We start from the raw sequence: 19,798 nt of genomic DNA, 5'->3' as shown, positions 1-19,798 counted from the left end.
GACACGGAGTGTGTTTTGATGGCCGGCTCTCTTTTACTAGAGTGCCGGCTTTTTTTGTTTTTTTGATTTTTTTTGAGAAAAATAGACTTCAACGCACAAATTTCTTGACCTGATGACAAAATCTTTGTATGACATACCCATGTTTATTTTGGCGCTCATGGTGTTTTATGTCATTTTGCGACGAGTTTTCCCCGCTAGCTTCCGATTATGCCCGCTACCGGCCTCACTACCCCCCCGCTTTATTCGATTGGCTCGCGGCCCTTGCGCCAAGCCGCCAGTTAGCGTGGGATGTTGCCACCGGTAACGGACAAGCCGCGATTGCGCTAGCTGAACGTTTTGTGCGCGTCGTCGCGACCGATGCCAGCAGCGCCCAGCTTGCCCATGCCACCGCCCGCAATAATGTCGAGTATGTGTGCGAACATGCCGAAGCCTCCGCGCTGGCTGATCAATCGGTTGATTTAATCACCGTGGCACAAGCGCTACATTGGTTTGATATGGAAGGTTTTTTTACTGAAGCCAAACGTGTCCTCAAGCCCAACGGCCTAATTGCTGTATGGTGTTATCAAAACATTGAGGCTGATGGTGAATTAAATCAGGTGTTACAACACTATTATCACGAGGTCGTAGGCCGTTATTGGCCACCCCAACGGCAGTGGGTGGAAAGTGGTTATCGCCAACTACAATGGCCATTTATTGATTACCCCGCGATGCCATTTACCCTGACCGCTGAATGGACTTTAGCCGGCTTACGGGGCTATCTATCAACGTGGTCGGCCAGCCGCCGCTATCAAGAAACCCATCACAGCGACCCACTGCTGGTCATCGAACCCGCACTCGAACAGGCATGGGGCAATGCCAGCAGCCGCACTTTACGCTGGCCGTTAACCTTACGCGTGGGACGACTGCCAAATCCGGACAGCAAACCTTGACAGCTATCAATTTCATGACAAAAGTTTTATGTTACGGTCAGTTTTTTCTTTTGTCTTTGGAGTGATTGATGTCCGCATTTCGTATTGCCATGATCGGGGCGGGGGAAACCGGCACCCCATTGTTAAAACAAATGCTGTCATGTGATTTTGTCGACGTGTTGGGCGTGGCTGACCTCGATCTCAACCAGCCAGGGATTACATTGGCAAAAGAACATGGCGTCTTTGTCACGCAAGATTTTATGGAATTGGCGGCATTGGGCGAAGAGGTAGATATTTTGATTGATGTCACCGGCGCCTCTATGGTGCGGGAAAGCCTGCGCTATCACATGATTGAAACGCAAAATAACCACACCTTGATTATGCACGAACGGATTGCGCTGTTTTTAATGTCGCTTTCCTGCGGCAAATTGGTCAGCCCAAAACACGACGATCTGGAATACATCTGATTTTCTGGCACACTGGCTGTTCTTTTTCACCGAGGAACAGCCATGAGCCAAACCTTGTACGGGGACGGGGCTATCCGTCGCCCCTCGTTATACGGATCCTCTATTGAAAACACCTACGCAGGTGTTTTGTCTTTTATGCGGCGCAACTACAGCCGCGACCTCAACGGTGTCGATGTTGCAGTCAGCGGTATCCCGCTCGACCTCGCCACAACTTTTCGCTCGGGTGCCCGTCTTGGCCCAGCAGCGGTCCGAGCTGCCAGCGTCCAACTTGCCGAATTGAAACCCTTTCCTTGGGGCTTTGATCCGTTTGAAGATTTAGCGGTCATTGATTATGGTGATTGTTGGTTTGATGCACACAATCCACTGACCATCAAAGACAGCATTATTCAACACGCCCGCGAGATCCTCGCCAGTGGTGCCAAAATGCTAACCCTCGGTGGTGATCATTACATCACCTACCCGCTGTTGGTGGCACATTGTGAACGCTATGGAAAACCGCTGAGCCTGATTCACTTCGATGCCCATTGTGATACGTGGGCCGATGACAACCCCGACTCGCTTAACCACGGCACCATGTTTTACAAAGCAGTCAAAGAAGGGCTAATCGACCCTGAACGTTCGGTACAGGTGGGACTGCGGACATGGAATGATGATTTTATGGGCATCCCGCGCCTTGATGCGCCAACGGTGCATGAGATTGGGGTAGCCGAAACAGTACGCCGCATTCAAAAAATTGTCGGCGATCACCCCACTTATCTCACCTTTGATATTGACTGTCTCGACCCCGCTTTTGCCCCCGGCACCGGCACCCCCGTCCCCGGTGGCTTATCGAGTGCCCAAGCGTTGGGTATTGTGCGACAACTTGGCCAAGTTAATCTAATTGGCATGGATGTGGTCGAAGTCTCGCCACCGTTTGACCAAAGCGAGATTACCGCCATTGCCGCAGCGCACATTGCCTGTGATTTACTGTGCTTGCTACGTAATCAAAAATTGGCAGGCCGTTAACAGATTCAAGCTTGCCCCGTCGCCATACTGGAAACGGGGCAACAAGCGTTAATGATGTCGCGACGAAGTGTGTGTAAAGCGGTCGATCAACTGTGCTAGCTGTTGTGCCGTTTGGTTAAGCGTATCAGCGACCAGCGCCGTTTCTTTTACAATCTGGGCGCTTTCACCAGCCAAACCAGCAATTTGATTGACGTTTTGTGCTACATCCGAACTGGCCTGAGTTTGCTGATCCATTGCAGCAGCATTGCTCACACTGCGCTCGACAGTATCGGTGGCTTGGTCACGAATTTCTTGTAACAACGACGTCGAGTTGCCCATTAACGCCGTGCCTTCGTTGAGTCGTTGCCGTACATCACTCATTTCCGTCACCGCTTGCTGTGTATCACCGCGAATAGCATCAATCAGAGTGGAAATCTGCACCGTTTCTTTGCTCACTCGCTCGGCTAATTTACGCACTTCATCCGCCACCACAGCAAAACCACGTCCCTGCTCACCCGCCCGTGCAGCTTCAATCGCCGCATTCAAAGCCAATAAATTGGTTTGATCCGCAATATCATGAATCGCCACCACAATCTGACTGATCGCCTGCGAGCGACCTTCCAAGGCTTCAATCCGTTTAGCCGCAGTTTCCACTGCCACCGCCGTGCTGGCCAAGGCGGCGGCCAACTGTTGAATTTCTCCCTCTCCAGCTTGGGTATGCGATTGCATTTTCTCAGACACTAAGCGCGTTTCATGGACATTTTCTCGCACCGAACGAATACCAGCAGTCATTTCTTCGACCGCCGCCGCTAGGCTACTTGAGGCATCGCTTTGCACCGATGCACTGTGAGCAGCACGCTCGGATAAATGCTCCATATCCCCAGCAGCGGTAGCAAGTTGGTGTGCACTTTGTTTCACTTCAAATAACGTCCGACCAAAGTTATCCACCAGTACATCAAAGGCTTGTCCCATCAACGCAATTTCATCTTTGCCGCGTACATCCACCCGTGGCGCAAGATCAAGAGTTTGGCTCATGGTTCGCATCAGTTGTTCCAAGCGGCGGAGGCGACTGCGGAGATTGTGCATAATGCCCCAGCTCAACCACAGCAATAAGGCCAAGGCGGTGAGGCTGCCAAGGCCGTTCAACAACATCTGGCGTTCAATACGCTCTGATTTGCTCAATAGCTGTTGTGCCAGTTGGTCTAATAGCTCCCCTTCCAACGCTTTCATGGCATCGATACGAGCCGAAGCCGCACCAAACCACTGTGGCGGAGCCAGTTGTTGTGGTTCACTAGGGCCGATGGCAAACACTTGGCTGCGTAGCTGTAGAAACTGCGTATTGACTGGGCTGTCTTGTAGCGTCTTAGCAGCCACCATGATGTCTTGATCGGCATAACGAGCAAAATCAGCAGCACATTGCGTTTGCCGTGCCACAAAGCCACTGGCTTGGATTAACGCTGGGGTGGTAAAACTGCCCGCAGCCAATACGCCATTGATAAACCCACGCTCACGACCAGCAAATTCTTTTTCACAGGATAACGCCAATAAGCTGACCGTGCTGTGATAGAAGGTTAAATCGCCCACTTGGTTGCCTAGATTCGCCAACAGGGTAAATAAACCATCGATCCGGTTTGAGTAATCGGTGAAGACTTCGGGCGCAGGGCGACGGCGTTGTTCAATTTCACCGCGCCGCGCCAACAAAGCACTTACCGCTTGCGCTTCTTGTTGTGCTGCCGGATGTTTTGCCACAGCGGAAAAAGCTGCAATTGCCTGATCGGTTGCAGCACGTGCTTGGCGCAACGGTTCAGGCAAGGTTTCCGCCTTGCCATTCAAATAGCCATTGCTTAAACCACGCTCGGCTTGCAATGTGTGGACCAGCTGACTGGCAGCGCGTACGGTTTCGACTTCCATCGCCGCACTGACACTGACTTGCCACTCTTGATAACGTTGCCATGTACTATGGCCAGTTAATAAAGTTAGACCAATAATCGGTGGGCCAACTAATAAAGCGAGTTTGGTAAAAACCGAGCAACGCGATAACCAAGCAGTTGTTTTCAAAGTAATTCCCCTCGTGGAAAGTGGGCAAAGGTTTGTCAGTGACCGAGGTGGCGCCGAATGCGACGCATACCCAACCAGAAGGTCGCTAACACCACAGGAATTGCCAATCCAGTCGCCAAATCTGCATTGATCGGCAGACCTGCCGCTTTCGCTGCTTTAAAGCCATAGCTCAACAAACCCACTGCGTAATAACTCAACACCCCAACCGATAACCCTTCAACTGTTTCTTGTAAGCGCAGTTGTAATGCAGCGCGTTTATCCATTGAAGCGAGTAATTGTTGGTTTTGCTTTTCTTGTTCAATCTCAACCCGAGTCCGCAACAGGGCCGTGGCGCGGGTCAGCCGCATCGCCAGCCGATCTTGTCGCCCCAATACCGTGTCACAGGTTGCCATCGCGGGGGCCAAACGCCGTTCGGTAAACTCATGAAATGGCTGTAGGCCGGCAATACGGCTTTCGCGCAGTTCATCAATCCGCCGCTCTACTAAAGCATAATAGGCGCGTGCAGCAGAAAAACGATATTGTGATGAAGCAATCGCATCTTCCAATCGACCCGCGAGAGAGGTTAATTCGGCCAATAAACTGCCATCCTCGCGTTGTCCATCATCAAGACGGGCGGTAATGGCACGCATCGCCATGCCCAACTCATCCAATCGGCGCATTTCTGTTTTAGCAATCGGCAACGCCAATAATGCCAACATGCGGTAGCTTTCAATTTCAATCAGTCGGCTTACCATCCGGCCACACTGACGCTCTCCCATGCTACGGTCTAACACCGCCAAACGGGTAAACCCCAATCCTAAGTTTGGATCGGGGTGTAAGCGTAAGTCGGTTAATGCCACCCCGCTCTGATCGCCAATTTCTGCCCCAATCAGGTCTTGAGGATCAAACCAATGCCCTACCTGTGTCCGCCAATCCTCTGAGGGATGGGCAGGGACAATCACCGCATGTAACCCCACCAATAACTCACCATGCAGCTCGGCTAGCCAATCGGCAGGCACCGCCGCCAAAGCAGTATCACTAAATGGATTACAGCCTATTTCGGGCAAGATAAAGGTGTAGCGCACAAACTCGGTATGTAGGCTCCAATTGAGCGTCAAAGGGCCAACACGGGCTTGATATTGCACTGCATGAGGTTCGGGATTGGGCAATCCCAATCGTTGGGTTAACTGTTGCAGATCAAGCCATTCCGCTTCGCCCACCGTATCCGACCACAATACGATGGAAGATAAACGCGCCGGCCCTGCAATAGGCAGCGCCGGCCGTGCGTGGGCTTCATCATTTAACAGTTGGCGTAAAGGATGTGCAGCCAAAGGTGTCATTCGCGGATTTGCCCATCACCAAATACCAACCATTTTTGGCTGGTCAATCCCTCTAAACCGACTGGGCCACGCGCATGAATCTTGTCAGTGGAAATCCCAATTTCTGCACCAAGGCCATATTCAAAGCCATCGGCAAAGCGTGTCGAGGCGTTGACCATCACACTGGAAGAATCCACCTCACGCAAGAAACGACGAGCACGGCTATAGTCTTCGGTGATAATCGAATCAGTATGGTGGCTGCCATAGTGATTGATATGTTCAACCGCATGGTCCAAGTCTTTCACCACTTTGATCGCAAGAATCGGTGCCGCATATTCGGTGAACCAATCTTCCTCCGTTGCCGCCTTCATTCGCTCATCGACCAAAATCGCTAAGGTACGCGGACAACCACGCAATTCAACGCCTTTTTCCCAGTACATTGGCGCTAATTTTGGCAGGATGTAAGCAGCAAACGCCTCGTGCACCAATAGCGTTTCCATGGTGTTACATGGTGCAAAACGCTGTGTTTTTGCATTTACCGCCACCCGAATTGCTTTTTCTGGGTTAGCAGTGTCATCAATATACACATGACAATTACCGTCTAAGTGCTTAATCACCGGCACTCTAGCTTCGCGGCTAATGCGTTCGATCAAGCCCTTACCGCCGCGTGGCACAATCACGTCCACATATTCAGGCATGGTAATCAGTTGCCCCACTGCGGCGCGGTCGGTGGTATCGACCACTTGCACCGCTGTCGCAGGCAAACCTGCCTTAGTCAAACCTTCTCGTACACAAGCTGCAATCGCACGATTAGAACGGATGGCTTCAGAGCCGCCGCGCAAAATGGTGGCGTTGCCGGATTTGAGGCATAACCCTGCTGCATCTGCCGTGACATTAGGGCGTGCTTCATAAATGATCCCGATCACCCCAAGTGGCACCCGCATTTTGCCAACCTGAATCCCCGAAGGACGATAAGCAAAATCCGTCATTTCGCCAATGGGATCAGGCAAGGCTGCAATTTGCCGCAGGCCTTCGGCCATTGAACTGATGATTTTGTCGTTCAATGTCAGCCGATCCACCATTGCTGGTGCTAAGCCTTCAGCCAAGGCAGCCGTCACATCGTCGGCATTGGCATCAAGTAAACTTTTTCGTTCCCGTTCAATCGCATCGGCAATCGCATGTAAAGCTTGGTTTTTTCGATTGGTATCAGCCCGCGCTAATTCACGACTGGCCGCCCGTGCCGCCTCACCAATTCCACGCATGTATTCTTGGATATCCATCTCTATTATTTCCCCCCAGCTTCAGAAAAAGTATCGCCGCCGATGGTATCACCGTCATTCTGCTTGCGGCATCTTTCTGGTATCGGCGAGGAATGTTTCACGTGAAACATTCCCCGTTCCACGAACGAAAAACCAGTGACCAAGGCAATAAAAAAGCCCTATTGCGAAAGGCAAGAGGGCTGTATCGGGGGAAGAAATCTCAGCAGCTTGTGAACAAACCAATATCAATAACGATGATTAACAGCAATCATCCAACTGCGACACTAAATCGGATAATACGTTTTCAACATCTAAGCGTTCTTCTTGTAAGTCCAGTAGATCATGTCTTGATTGTTCCAAAATATCTTTAATCGCGATTTCTTGAACTTCACGCAGATCGAAACAATGAATCAAATTTTCCAACGAATGAGTCATGGTTTGTAAAGTGGCTTCACCACGACGACGCTGTTGCGAGAGCTGTTGTTGCAACGATTCTGACGCAGCGAGCAAGGTAGCCCGCGTGTGGCGTAGTCGTTGCTGTTGTTGCAACATAGTTTGCATAGCATCTATGTTTTGTGCACACGTCGCCATCCCCTGAGCAATCTGTGAAATATCTTCGCGTAACCGTGCATAGCGCTCAGAATCCGAGGCTGGCATATCGTGCACCAACACGGTTACATCATCAAAATTAAACACCGCGTGTTGTTTAAATTCAAAAATATTACCCAGGGTACGCACATGATCGAGAATAGAACGTTCTAGGGGGGACACATCGTGTTCTGATGCCCGCGCTTGAGCAAAAAAGCGGGACCGCAGCTCGACAACGGCATTCACACCAAACTGATGAAGCGCTTGCAATCCATGTTGTATCAAGGCGTTGTAATCACGACAGAAAGCAATCTCACGGAAAAAAGCCAGTGTGATATTGGTTTCGCCAAGCGCACTTAGCGCCGAGAAAGAGGTTTGTTGCGCTTGTAATACATACTGCTCAATTTCTTGTCGTTCTTTCGCCAAGGTACTGAGGCGATTTAGCTTCAACCTTAGGTTAATCACATCGGCTGGCTTGATAAAGTAATCGTCTGCGCCCGCTTCATACGCCTCAACACGATCTGGCAAGCTATCGTGGGCAGATAACACCAAGATGGCCATTCCCACCAGTTGGGGCATTTCTCGTAGTTGCCGACACAGCTGGTAACCACTCATCCCCGGCAATTCAAGGTCTAACACGGCAATGTTCGGGACCAGCGTTTCATTTTCCAATTCACGCAGAGCAGTCTCAGCGTCAGGAAAAGTGAGAACTTGGTATTCTGCACCAAACAAGGTTCGTAACCATGCTTGTTGCAGTGGGTCATCATCAACATGCAACAACACATCCATGTTCAACCTCCATTGCCAGCTTAATTTATCCTTAGTTTATGATTTTAACAAATGATTGAACAAAATCAATACAAAAGCTGAACAAATGTAAAAATCAAAAAAACACCAAATATAAAAATACAATCCCGCAAAAAGCTTAGCCTCACAACAGCCAAAACTTGAGGGAGTTGGTGCTAAGATGATGATGCAATAATCATTTTTCCTCAGAGAGAGACCATGTTGAAAAAAACTTTACCTCTTTATTTCGCATTAATGCTTACAACACAGACCGCACTTGCAGCCAGTTTTGATTGTAGCCAAGCCCGTAATTGGACAGAGAAAGCGATTTGCTCAGACAAACAGCTTTCTGATTTAGATGAGCTTTTGCTGGCTTCTTATAAAAAAGCGGTTGCACACTCTGGCGATGCCGTGAAGTATCAACAACGAGAATGGCTGAAATACACCCGCAACAGCTGCCAAGATATTGACTGTTTAAAAACCGCTTACACGCAGCGGCTCAACGAGTTAAACCGGATCACTGCCAGCACAACAACCACAGCACCAGTCAGCCAAGGGATTTCAGGGGTTTACCAACGCTTTATCAAAAATAAGCCAGACCCAGACACAGCAGAAATTACGCTAAGAGAACTTAAAGGCGGCAAGGTGTACGTACAAGGTTCAGCGATTTGGCAGGGAAGACAAGCTGTGCACACCGGAGAATTGGATCATACCGTGTTGTTAAACGGTAACCGGCTTTATTATCAAGAAGGCGATCGCGATGCCTGTGCCTTAACTATTCACTTAATGCCACAAGGACTCAAGGTAATGGATGATAATATGCGTTGCGGCGGTTTAAATGTTTCATTTGATGGCAACTATCGAAAAATAAAATGAAATAGAAGCACAATCATTAAATGATAAATTCATAACACTGCCATCTAACCTTAACAAACACTCCCTATGCTGTCTCGTCAAATCTCGTTTCAGCCAGGGAGTTTCAAACATGCAATTCGTGCAATTGATTCATACCAGCGAAATCATCGCTCATGCCAGCGAAGCAGAAGAACTGGATATTCTGAGAAAAGCCAAAGAAAAACACTTAACCAAACGGGTTTCTGGCTTAATGTTTTATCACAACAAGCGTTGTGTCCAGTTATTGGAAGGCAAAGAAGATGATGTGATGGCCTCTTTTGAAGAAATGAAAAATGATCCCAATCATCGTAATGTCACCTTAGCAGCAAAAAATAGCACTGATAAAGTGTCTCTCCCGACTTGGGCTGTAGCCTATTTTTCAAAGACGCTGCCGAAATCTGTTCAGAAAAACCATCCTTCGATCCTCAACCAAGAACAAGCACATGCCGTTCTTGCTTCTTTAGACCATGCCATTGGTCAGGTATTTCTCACTACTTTTGAGAAATATGCTATCGATCAGCAAGAAATCTAATAAGCCATTACCCTTCTGGGGCCAATCCAATGAGTCTGCCCGAATTTATTTTGTTTGCTGTTGATGGCAGCGTCACTTCACGCATCATGCTGCAATCAATTTTTGTTGAAGAATATCAAGTTAGTTTATTTGATTCAGCAGAAAGCTGTCTTGCGCAATTAGCAACACAAACACCGAGTATTATTTTAACCGAGGTAGAGTTACCTGGGATGAACGGGTTTGAGTTTTGCGAAAGTGTAAAAAGCCATCCCAATACACAAAATATACCAGTCATTTTTATCTCTGGTCGCAATTGTTTGCAGGATCGTTTGCATGGCTATGATGCTGGTGGTGAAGATTTTATTTTTAAGCCTTATGCAATCGACGAAGTCAGACATCGAGTTGAAGGAGTGAGAAATACCTTCAATGAAGCCATGTTATTAAAACAACAGATGGCTGACTCAGAATTATTAAGCTCGTTATTGCTATCAAACATTGATGAATATGCAATTCTAATTCAAACAATACGCAACTTAACCGAAAATACCACACCACAACAATTTGCTGATACTTTGTTGACCATGTTGCGGCAGTTCGGTTTAGAAGGGGCGGTGCAACTTAGATTAGGTAATGAGGTATTATCCATTAGCGATCAAGGAAAAGAACGACCACTTGAAGTGGCAGTATTAAATCATGTTCGTACTTTAGAACGAATTTTTCAATTTAAAAGACGCTGTGTGTTTAACTTTGAGCATTTAACTCTACTTATCAACAATATGCCAATTGAGGATGTGGATAAAACAGGACGATTGCGAGATCATTTAGCCATTGCAACAGAAATGGCAGACAGCCGTTTGCTGGCTTACTTATCCACAACACAAAATAGTTATACACAGGGACAGATTGTGGATATGTTGCAAGATATTCGGCAAACCATCGATGATTTTATCGAACATAGCCGGCGCGCTCGTGCACATAGCACACAAACCATGACAGAAATGCTTGATTCACTGATCACTTCTTTTGCGCCACTCGGGATGTCAAGTGACCTTGAAGAAGATATCGAAAACATGGTGAGGGAGAAAGCACAGGCACTGATTGCATTACACGATAATCATGATGAAACCACAGCGACTTTAGAAGATCTCAAAAGCCGCCTTGAAACACTTTCTCATTCATCCACAAGCTATCTCAAATAGCCTGTGGATAACTTCGATACCAATCTACAAATTGGATCAACCCTTCCTCTAGTGAAGTATTGGGCGAGAAGCCAACCGCCTGTTGTAATTTTTCAGTATCTGCATACGTTGTTAATACATCACCTGCTTGCATAGGCAAATAAATCTTGTTAGCTGTTTTACCGAGCACCTTTTCTAAGGTGGTAATAAATGTTTCCAGTAAAACAGGTTGATGATTGCCGATGTTAAAAATTTCAAATGGCACTGACTTATCCACAGGTGGTTTATCTGCAGTAGCAATTACACCCGTCACAATATCATCAATATAGGTAAAGTCGCGCCATAACTGCCCATTATTAAATACCTTTATTTCTTTTCCTTGTTCAATCGCCTCCGTAAATAGCCATACCGCCATATCGGGTCGTCCCCACGGACCATAAACAGTAAAAAATCGTAATGCTGTAATCGGTAATTGATAAAGATGGCTATAACTATGAGCCATCACCTCATTTGCTTTTTTAGTTGCAGCATAATAGCTGATTGGTAAATCAGTGTGACTGTTTTCACTAAATGGCGTTTCTGTCTTGTTGCCATACACACTAGATGAGCTGGCCATCACTAAATGTTTTACTTTGAACTGACGGCATAGTTCTAAAATGTTCGCTGTCCCGACGAGGTTACTTTGTGTATAAGCCTGTGGATAACTAATTGAATAGCGCACACCAGCTTGTGCAGCAAGATGAATTACTTTATCAACAGAAAACTGAGTAAAAATTTCTTCTAATTTAATATAGTCAGCAATATCACACTCAAAAAACAAGAAATTGGGAAACTTTTCTATTGTGGATAAACGATCTTTCTTCAACTGAGGTTGATAGTAGCTGTTCAAGTTATCCACACCGATCACGGTGTTTCCTTGTTCGAGTAGCTTCAATGCTACTGCTCGTCCAATAAATCCAGCACATCCTGTTACTAAGTAAATCATTTTTTTTCCTTATTGAGTCTTTGCAATTCCATCAACTTGATATATTTGAATAAACTGTTTCCGCAACCGATTAAAATATGAATCAAACCAGGCAAACCATCTAAAAAACCTCTTTTCATTAAATAGAACTTAATAAATCGAAATACAGCACTGCTTATTGCTGAATGACCAGAGACTTTTTTACCTTTCTTAAATAAAATCTCTGCTTGTAAATCAGTATAACGATTTTGTTTTTCTAGATAATGACTGATTTTTTCTCCTGATTCATGCATGAGCTTGTGTTTTAGCTTAATTACTTTTCCACTGTGTTCAACAATTTCATGCACACTATCGTTACTCCAACGTGCCTGTTTTTTATTAAACAGTCTGATACACCAATCTGGATAACCTTCTCCATGCCGTAAGAACTTACCCATAAAACGATTACATCTTGGTAATGCAAAAACTGTCTTTGCTTGTGTTGGATTATCCAATGTTTTGAGTTCGTCTTGTAGTGACTGACTTAACCATTCGTCTGCATCAAGACATAACACCCAGTCATTGCTTGCTAGTGATACAGCAAGTTGTTTTTGTCTACCAAACCCTAACCAGTTGTGTTGGTGAACTTTTGCTCCGTATTGCTTAGCAATGTTGATGGTGTTGTCTGTGCTGCCTGAGTCAAGAACAATAATTTCTGTGAACTGTTGACATGACTGTAAACACCTTTCAAGGGTCTGTGATGCATTGAGTGTGATGATGACAACGCTGATTTGCATGGGGATAAGTTCTTATTAAACAAATATTGAATATATAGTAGTAATGATGATGAAGGAACCCTTTTTCTGTGGATAACTTTGTTGAAATCTTTATTTATCAAAGACTTATCATGTGGAAAACCTATGGATAACTCGGTGGATAACTTGTGGATAAAATGTGGATAAAATTTTCAATCCACAAAAAATCTGAGTTATCCACAAGTTATCCACAGCTTATCCACAGACTTATCCACAGATTGAGAGCCGTGTAACAACAAAAAACGGCAGATTTTTTGCTGTGGATAATTCTATTTTTATTTTTAAAATCAATAATTTGTTTTGTTTTTATGGCTTGGTGCGTACTTTGGACAGTTGCAAAAGGGCCAAAACACCCTGTGGATAGTTTTTTCGTGTGGGGATTGGCTTCTTCTGTGGATAAGTTGTATGGGACTTGGTCCGGAGCCGTTTGCCGCTTAAAATCGCGTCCATGACAAAAATACTCTTGGTGCGCACGTCCTCGATGGGGGATTTGGTTCATACCCTACCTGCAGTGACCGATTTGGCGCGACACTTTCCACATTGGCGAATCGATTGGTTAGCAGAAGAAGCTTTTGCAGAGATTGCACGTCTTCATCCGGCTGTGGATAAAGTGTGGGCCTGTGCTGTTCGACGCTGGCGTAAGCGTTTGTATATGCCTGCTGTCTGGCAAGAAATAAGCCACCTACGGCAGCAACTGGTCACAGAGCATTACCAAGTGGTGGTCGACGCTCAAGGGCTGCTGAAAAGCGCTGTATTAGGCCGCTGGGCAGCCGGTGATGTGATGGTTGGGTTTGACCGCAACAGCATTCGCGAGCCGGTGGCGAGTTATTTTTATCAAAAGGGTTACCCTGTTAGCCGTGGTTTGGGTGCGGTACTGCGTAATCGTATGTTGTTGGCTCGTGCGTTTGGTTATCAAATCGACGAAAACAAGGTAGATTTTGGTTTGGCGGCGTTGCAGCTCCCTTCGGTTCCCGAGTTATCCACAACCCCATATTGTGTTGCGCTCACTGCCACGTCTCGTCCAAGCAAGGAATGGCCTGAGACACATTGGCTGACTTTAGCTGAGTCGTTATATCGCCAATATGGTTGGCGTTGTGTTTTGCCGTGGGGTAACGAGAAGGAGCGTGAGCGAGCTGAGCGTCTTGCTCAGCAGATGCCAGCTGCTTTCGTGCCGCCGCGTCTTTCGCTCACTGAGGCGGCGGCATTGTTGTCTCATGCTGCGTGTGTGGTTGGGGTCGATACCGGCTTGAGTCATCTTGCTAATGCGTTAGATAAGCCGTTGGTGGCGCTTTATACCGATACCGATCCGGCTAAAACGGGGGTGATTCCATCGTTACGGGCCCGTAATTTGGGTGGGGTAGGGCAACTGCCAACACCCCATGAAGTGCTTGCTGTGGTGAATGAGGTGATGTGTTAATGGCCTTTCGCTATCTATACAGCCTGTTGTGGTACCTTCTAGCGCCCGTGGTGGCGTTTTATTTGGTCAGACGTAGCAAGCGCCAACCTGCCTACCGTTTGCACTGGCACGAGCGCTTTATGGGCCAAATGCCAACCATGCCCTCGCCACCGATTTGGTTACATGCGGTGTCGGTGGGGGAAACCCGCGCGGCGATTCCGCTGGTGAAAGCTTTGCAAGACCATTTTCCCCAGTTGCCAATTTTGATTACGCAAATGACACCGACTGGCCGTGACACAGCCCGTCAGCTTTTTGCCAATATGGGATGTCGTGGACAACACATTGCTTTTGCTTATCTGCCCTATGACATGCCCCACGCCGTACAACGTTTTTTGTCCGAGGTAAAACCACGAGTTGGTGTGTTGATGGAAACGGAAGTATGGCCGAATCTAATTCACGCGGCTCATAAACGGCATATCCCGCTGTTTTTGGTGAATGCACGACTGTCAGAGCGGTCTGCTCGCGGCTATCGCCGTATCCGACCTCTGATTGCTCCCGCCTTACGTCAGCTCACCCAAATTGCTGCGCAAACTCAAGCGGATGCTGATCGGTTCACGGCATTGGCCTCTTCCTGTTCGGTTACGGTAGTGGGTAACACCAAGTTTGATGTAAGGCCGACATGGGATAGTTTGGATCTTGCAGCACAATTTCGGTTGTGGTGTGGGGAACGGTCTGTGTTGGTGGCAGCGAGTACGCGCGAAGGTGAGGAGGCGTTGTTGTTGGACGCTCTTCCCGCTGATTTTCCTGCCCTACTAGTGATTGTGCCACGGCATCCTGAGCGTTTTGCCGATGTGGCAAAACTGTTAGAAGCACGGCATATCCCATTTCAACGCCGTAGCGAAAAACAGCCGCTTCGCCCTGAAACAAGGGTGTGGTTGGGTGATTCGATGGGGGAGCTATTCGCCTATTACCGCATTGCTGATGTGGCCTTTATTGGCGGTAGCTTGTTGCCCTTGGGTGGGCAAAATTTGATTGAGGCGGCGTGTTTGGGTGTCCCCATTGTGATGGGGCCATCCGATTTTAATTTTTCACAGGTGACGGCTTTAGCTGCTCAAGCAGGTGCCTTGCAACGTGTTGACACCCCTGCCGAGGTGTTTGAAGCGGCGGCCGCGATTTTGCATCATCCTACGTTGATGAAGGCGATGGGCGCTGCTGGCTTAGCCTTTGCCGCAGCACATCAAGGTGCGACCGAGCGCATTCTCAATGTGCTGTTAACCACTTTAGCCAATCAAGACAGTAATTCGTTGTCTGTAGTGAGTTCGTCCGTCGCGTCTGGCCATGCCCAGAATAAACGGTCGGGGACGTGATAGCCCATGCCTGGTCGATAGCCGGCAGCAAGGGTTTGCCAGACAAAACGTTGGGCTTCGATGGCGGCTTGTGCCATCGGTTGGCCGGCAGCCGTAAAGGCCGCAATAGCTGCGGAAAGGGTGTCGCCAGCCCCGCGATAATCGAAGGGTAACCGCTGCCACGGATTGCGGCTGACACAGCGTGCGCCTTGGTAGAGATGGTGCAAAATTTCTTGCGGTTGTTGTGGATTAGCGATACCGGTGATTAATATCCCGCCTAGGCCTGTTTCTGCCAATCGACGAGCACAAGCATCTGGTTCTGGGTCTTCGTCTATTTCAGGATCGCTGCTGGAGAGCCAACGCGCTTCAAGGGGGTTACACACCAACAAATGGGTATGTGGTAACAAGACGTCGCGGATCACCTCGGCCAATTCTTCAGTGGCAAGATCTCCACCATGACCCAGTGCTGGATCAAGAACAAGCGGGGTATCGGGATAATCTGCTGCAATTTCAGCCAGTGCCATCGCAGTTTCAATGCTACCAACATGTCCGATTTTGAAGGCACTGACGCTCATATCCTCTAGCAAGTAGCGTGCTTGTTCAATGACCCATTCTGTTTCAACGGGGTGAAACTCCACTTGTCCTCGCGTATCGGCCACGCTGATGCCTGTGATGACCGATAGGGGATGACAGCCGAGGCTAGCAAAGGTTTGAACATCTGCCTGAATGCCACTGCAACCAGAGGGATCGGCAAACGAAATAGATAGCGTAATAGGAAGAGAAGAGGTCATGGCAACAGACAAAATGGGCGAAAGACAGTGTTTTGCATATTAGCATGCTCTGTTGTCTGGCTGAGCCCTTGATCGGCTGTTGAAGCCACGTGGCACAATACTGTTTTTGTTGAAAAGGGTGGGCTATGCGTATTGCGACATGGAACGTCAATTCGCTCAAAGTGCGTTTGCCACAGGTATTGGATTGGTTAGAACAACAACAACCCGACGTTCTCGCTTTGCAAGAACTGAAACTAGATCAACCGGCTTTTCCTCTGTCAGAGATCACTGCAGCGGGGTATCACGCGGTGTGGGCGGGACAAAAGACGTATAACGGGGTGGCGCTTCTTAGCAAATTGCCTTGTGAAAACGTGGTAGCTGATATTCCCGATTATGATGATCCACAACGGCGGGTGATTGCGGCGACCATTGATGGGATACGGGTGGTGAACGTGTACTGTGTCAATGGTGAATCGCTGGATTCGGCCAAATATCACTACAAATTGCACTGGTTTAGCCAATTATCACGTTATATCGCAGCAGAATTACACACTTATCCACAGTTAGTGTTACTGGGTGATTTTAATATCGCACCGGATGAGCGCGATGTTTACGATGTAGAAAAATGGCGTGACTGTGTGTTGTGTTCACCGGCAGAGCGTGCTGCATTTCAACAACTGTTAGCGCTTGGTTTACACGACGGTTTTCGCTTGTTTCAGGCCGAGGCCGGACATTATTCGTGGTGGGATTATCGTGCGGCGATGTTTCGGCGCAATTTGGGTTTGCGTATTGACCATATTTTACTGTCTGATGTCTTACGGCCCTATGCGCTGGGGTGTGAGATTGACCGACAACCGCGAAAAAATGAGCGTCCTTCCGATCACACACCGGTGATCCTCCACCTCAATAGAACTTCCTAAGAACATAGCAAAGAAAGAGCGATATAGCATGGCAGAAGCGTTGCGTTTGTGTGTGATTCCTGGTGATGGGATTGGTCAAGAAGTGGTGCCTGCGGCAGTGCAAGTATTACGGCAAGTCTTACCGCAAGTGGAATGTGTCGAAGCAGAAGCGGGTTGGGGATGTTTTCAAAAAGTAGGGAAGGCCTTGCCAATTCAAACCATTGAGACCGCCACGCAATGCGGGGCTGTGTTATTTGGCGCCGTCAGCTCGCCTGCTCGTAAGGTGGAAGGATATCGTTCACCGATTGTGGAATTGCGCCGTCGTTTAGACTGTTATGCCAATTTACGTCCAACCGTTTCGCCTCCGCTGCCTGGGGCACGGCCGGGGGTGAATTTATTGGTGATTCGCGAAAATACGGAAGATATTTACATCGGTGAAGAGGAAAGTGACGGTGAAGTTGCTACTGCCATGCGGCGGATCACGCGCTTGGCCAGTCGTCGAGTCGGTGAGGTGGCTTGTCGGCTCTCACGAGGGAAACTGACCATTGTGCATAAGGCCAATATTTTGCCGTTAACTGATGGTTTGTTCCGTGACAGTGTGCGCGAAGTGGCTGAAGCACAATTTCCACGTTTAGAACTGGAAGAGCGGCTGGTCGATGCGGCAGCGTATGAGCTAGCACGCTATCCCGAGCGTTTTGATACCTTGGTCGCGCCGAATTTGTATGGGGATATTTTGTCTGATCTGGCTGCTGCATGGGGCGGTGGTTTGGGGATGGCTCCGTCGTTAAATTTGGGTGAATCTGCTGCGATTGCCGAACCTGTCCATGGTTCAGCTCCCGATATTGCTGGCAAAGGACAGGCCAATCCAGTGGCTGCGATGTTGTCGTTAGCGTTGTTGGCGCGGAGTTGGTGGAATCAACCTCATGCTGCGGATGCGATTGAACAAGCGGTTGCTGCGACTTTGGCGGCAGGGGTGGGAACGGCCGATTTGAATTTACCAACTCGCTGCTCCACCCAAGCTTTTACCTACGCTGTTTTGGCCCGTTTGGCTTAATCTACAGCGACGTCCCCACGGCACTGGCGGGGTTGCGTATCCCCCGCACGGCCACAAGGGGTTGCGGTATGGAGATCGGGGTGTGGGGTGCCGTGGCGGTCTTGGCGGGCTAACCAAGTGTGCCAGCGTGTCATGCCTTGCTGGTTGATATTCACCTGCAACACCCAACCCTGACGCGTTTCTGCCGGTTCGGGTGGGTCAAAGCCATCAAAGACAAAGTTACCGAGGCTATACACAATCAATTTTCCTTGGTAATACTCTGTGCCTTGGGTAACATGCGGGTGTCCTCCAATCACCACACTTGCTCCTTCATCAATCATGCGTTGTGCCAGTTGTCGTTGACGTGCTGTTGGCTGCAATTCACGTTCCCAACCCCAGTGCATGTAAGGAATGATCACATCTGCACCGGCAGCTTTTGCGGCGCGGATATCCATGATGACTTGCTCATCTTCACTCCATGCAATCCCCGGCCAATTTGCACCGGCTTCAAAAGAACGTGGCTTAAATTCGTTGTAACCGAGCACAGCAATTTTGATGCCCTGACGTTCTATCCAGAGTGGTCGATGGGCGGCATTGAGATGATGTCCGCCGCCAAAATAGGCAATTTTATTGTGGTCTAGATGCTGTAAAGTTTCGACAAAGGCCGTTTTGCCATAATCACCTGAGTGGTTATTAGCGACACTGACTGCATTAAAATGCCGTTTTAAGACAGGCAATACCCGTGGATGGGCACGAAAGGCAAAAATTTTGTTCTTTAAGGCTTTGCCGCTGGTTGCCACCGGTGTTTCAAGATTGCCGATTCGATAATCAGCTTGTGCCAAGTAAGGGACAAAAAATTGAAACGGATCTTTGCCTTTGGCAATCGTTCGGCCAGGCCCTTCAGCCAACATGATATCGCCGGCAAAGATCAGTTTGAGTTCGGCTGCTGCGACGTTGGCACAGCTCAGGGCAAGTACACTGCTGAGGAAAAAAGTTTTCATTTGTTGTCTAACTCACACCAGTATTCCAACTCACCATCACGAATCGGCTCATACACTCGTTGTTTGCCGGTAAAACCATATCCCTTGGTTGATGTTGCGGGTAGGGGATAGGGATAGCTGACTTGTTGAATGAGCATCTGTCCCTGTTCTTGATCGGCATAGGTGTAAATCTTGATATGAGCGAGATCACTCGGCTCGGTTTGCCAGACCACCCGAAAGGTAAAGTACGAGCCAATTTGAATCGGCGCAATGTCATAGGGTTGTTTGGTTGGTTGAACAAGGTGGGTTTTGCTTTCTCCACCGTAGGTGTAGTGGCAAGCGATATATGGGCTGGCAGAGGCTAACAGCGGCAGCCAACAAACGACGCCATAGAGAATGGATTTGATCATGTCGGACATCGGGCAGCAAAAAACCAGATTATGACAAGCCAAAAACCACTATGGCGTAATTTTTCATGAACTACTCCCGCTGACCGGCTAGCGCCGGTACAGCGTGAGTTTCGTGGTTCAGCACGGCGAAACGTCCACCGCTCCCCATCTCGGCCAGTTCCTGACCGGAGGCGCTACCTGTCAGCGCCCAATTCAACATCACTCGCGCCGCATTTTCGTCGCGGCTGCATTCAGCCCCGCAACTACAACGATGAATGCGCTCCGCGAGCGTTTTT

At 48.4% G+C, this 19,798-nt stretch carries 20 protein-coding genes; 10 read left to right on the top strand and 10 right to left on the bottom strand.

Annotated elements, in window-relative coordinates:
- Positions 1-167 precede the first annotated feature (167 nt).
- From ACYVJG_RS11610 to speB, 3 genes are all read left to right on the top strand, one after another.
- The gene (locus ACYVJG_RS11610; protein ID WP_460431195.1) at positions 168-929 is read left to right on the top strand and encodes a class I SAM-dependent methyltransferase; all 762 of its coding nucleotides are present in this window, start codon (positions 168-170) and stop codon (positions 927-929) included.
- Positions 930-997: 68 nt separating this feature from the next.
- The gene (locus ACYVJG_RS11605; RefSeq protein WP_460431194.1) at positions 998-1,375 is read left to right on the top strand and encodes an oxidoreductase; all 378 of its coding nucleotides are present in this window, start codon (positions 998-1,000) and stop codon (positions 1,373-1,375) included.
- Between the two features lie 42 nt (positions 1,376-1,417).
- Positions 1,418-2,380, top strand: a complete 963-nt coding sequence (gene speB, locus ACYVJG_RS11600; RefSeq protein WP_460431193.1) for an agmatinase — start codon at positions 1,418-1,420, stop codon at positions 2,378-2,380.
- 48 nt (positions 2,381-2,428) lie between these two features.
- On the opposite strand, the gene ACYVJG_RS11595 is transcribed toward speB, so the two are convergent.
- The 4 genes from ACYVJG_RS11595 to ACYVJG_RS11580 all read right to left on the bottom strand — a co-directional run bounded on the left by ACYVJG_RS11595 (position 2,429) and on the right by ACYVJG_RS11580 (position 8,351).
- Complete coding sequence (locus ACYVJG_RS11595) at positions 2,429-4,417, bottom strand: methyl-accepting chemotaxis protein (protein WP_460431192.1); 1,989 nt, start codon at positions 4,415-4,417, stop codon at positions 2,429-2,431.
- Between the two features lie 35 nt (positions 4,418-4,452).
- Positions 4,453-5,736, bottom strand: coding sequence for a DUF3422 family protein (locus tag ACYVJG_RS11590; protein WP_460431191.1), 1,284 nt, complete (start codon positions 5,734-5,736; stop codon positions 4,453-4,455).
- Positions 5,733-6,995 carry a glutamate-5-semialdehyde dehydrogenase gene (locus ACYVJG_RS11585; protein ID WP_460431190.1) on the bottom strand — a complete coding sequence of 421 codons (1,263 nt, stop codon included), beginning with the start codon at positions 6,993-6,995 and terminating at the stop codon, positions 5,733-5,735. The genes ACYVJG_RS11590 and ACYVJG_RS11585 overlap by 4 nt, the downstream gene beginning before the upstream one ends.
- Before the next feature lie 237 nt (positions 6,996-7,232).
- A complete protein-coding gene (locus ACYVJG_RS11580; protein WP_460431189.1) occupies positions 7,233-8,351 on the bottom strand; it encodes a response regulator transcription factor in 1,119 nt (372 codons plus the stop codon).
- A 216-nt stretch (positions 8,352-8,567) separates the two neighbouring features.
- Here ACYVJG_RS11580 and ACYVJG_RS11575 point away from each other — a divergent pair, with 216 nt between their 5' ends.
- The 3 genes from ACYVJG_RS11575 to ACYVJG_RS11565 all read left to right on the top strand — a co-directional run bounded on the left by ACYVJG_RS11575 (position 8,568) and on the right by ACYVJG_RS11565 (position 10,952).
- Entirely contained in the window at positions 8,568-9,224 is a 657-nt protein-coding gene (locus ACYVJG_RS11575) for a lysozyme inhibitor LprI family protein (protein ID WP_460431188.1), read from the top strand.
- Positions 9,225-9,333: 109 nt separating this feature from the next.
- Positions 9,334-9,774, top strand: coding sequence for a BLUF domain-containing protein (locus tag ACYVJG_RS11570; RefSeq protein ID WP_460431187.1), 441 nt, complete (start codon positions 9,334-9,336; stop codon positions 9,772-9,774).
- Between the two features lie 29 nt (positions 9,775-9,803).
- Positions 9,804-10,952: a response regulator gene (locus ACYVJG_RS11565; RefSeq protein WP_460431186.1), complete on the top strand. Its 1,149-nt coding sequence runs from the start codon at positions 9,804-9,806 to the stop codon at positions 10,950-10,952.
- On the opposite strand, the gene ACYVJG_RS11560 is transcribed toward ACYVJG_RS11565, so the two are convergent.
- Together ACYVJG_RS11560 and ACYVJG_RS11555 are read right to left on the bottom strand one after the other, a co-directional pair.
- Entirely contained in the window at positions 10,945-11,916 is a 972-nt protein-coding gene (locus tag ACYVJG_RS11560; RefSeq protein ID WP_460431185.1) for an NAD-dependent epimerase/dehydratase family protein, read from the bottom strand. The two genes, ACYVJG_RS11565 and ACYVJG_RS11560, sit on opposite strands and share 8 nt — an antisense overlap.
- Positions 11,913-12,671: a glycosyltransferase family 2 protein gene (locus ACYVJG_RS11555; protein ID WP_460431184.1), complete on the bottom strand. Its 759-nt coding sequence runs from the start codon at positions 12,669-12,671 to the stop codon at positions 11,913-11,915. Before ACYVJG_RS11555 ends, ACYVJG_RS11560 begins: the two co-directional genes overlap by 4 nt.
- Before the next feature lie 466 nt (positions 12,672-13,137).
- Between ACYVJG_RS11555 and waaC the strand changes: the two genes are divergently transcribed.
- Both waaC and waaA read left to right on the top strand, forming a co-directional pair.
- Positions 13,138-14,106 (top strand): lipopolysaccharide heptosyltransferase I, encoded by a 969-nt coding sequence (gene waaC / locus ACYVJG_RS11550; protein ID WP_460431183.1) that lies wholly within the window; start codon positions 13,138-13,140, stop codon positions 14,104-14,106.
- Positions 14,106-15,452, top strand: coding sequence for a lipid IV(A) 3-deoxy-D-manno-octulosonic acid transferase (gene waaA / locus ACYVJG_RS11545; protein WP_460431182.1), 1,347 nt, complete (start codon positions 14,106-14,108; stop codon positions 15,450-15,452). The genes waaC and waaA overlap by 1 nt, the downstream gene beginning before the upstream one ends.
- Here waaA and thiD read toward each other — a convergent pair.
- On the bottom strand, positions 15,374-16,222 hold the full coding sequence (gene thiD / locus ACYVJG_RS11540; protein ID WP_460431181.1) for a bifunctional hydroxymethylpyrimidine kinase/phosphomethylpyrimidine kinase: 849 nt from the start codon (positions 16,220-16,222) through the stop codon (positions 15,374-15,376). The genes waaA and thiD overlap by 79 nt on opposite strands.
- A 125-nt stretch (positions 16,223-16,347) precedes the next feature.
- On the opposite strand from thiD, the gene xth reads away from it, so the two are divergent.
- Positions 16,348-17,121 (top strand): exodeoxyribonuclease III, encoded by a 774-nt coding sequence (xth, locus tag ACYVJG_RS11535; protein WP_460431180.1) that lies wholly within the window; start codon positions 16,348-16,350, stop codon positions 17,119-17,121.
- Between the two features lie 28 nt (positions 17,122-17,149).
- The gene (locus ACYVJG_RS11530; protein ID WP_460431179.1) at positions 17,150-18,154 is read left to right on the top strand and encodes an isocitrate/isopropylmalate dehydrogenase family protein; all 1,005 of its coding nucleotides are present in this window, start codon (positions 17,150-17,152) and stop codon (positions 18,152-18,154) included.
- Here the strand turns inward: ACYVJG_RS11530 and ACYVJG_RS11525 are convergent.
- The 3 genes from ACYVJG_RS11525 to ACYVJG_RS11515 all read right to left on the bottom strand — a co-directional run.
- Entirely contained in the window at positions 18,151-19,134 is a 984-nt protein-coding gene (locus ACYVJG_RS11525; RefSeq protein ID WP_460431178.1) for a CapA family protein, read from the bottom strand. The genes ACYVJG_RS11530 and ACYVJG_RS11525 overlap by 4 nt on opposite strands.
- Positions 19,131-19,532, bottom strand: a complete 402-nt coding sequence (locus ACYVJG_RS11520; protein ID WP_460431177.1) for a hypothetical protein — start codon at positions 19,530-19,532, stop codon at positions 19,131-19,133. Before ACYVJG_RS11520 ends, ACYVJG_RS11525 begins: the two co-directional genes overlap by 4 nt.
- A gap of 61 nt (positions 19,533-19,593) precedes the next feature.
- Positions 19,594-19,798, bottom strand: a 205-nt coding sequence (locus tag ACYVJG_RS11515; RefSeq protein ID WP_460431176.1) for a hypothetical protein, incomplete at its 5' end; no start/stop codon positions are given.

The sequence above is a fragment of the Aquaspirillum soli genome, from assembly GCF_054781915.1.
Note: the sequence above shows the minus strand (reverse complement) of the source record. Positions and strands in the feature narration are given on the sequence as shown.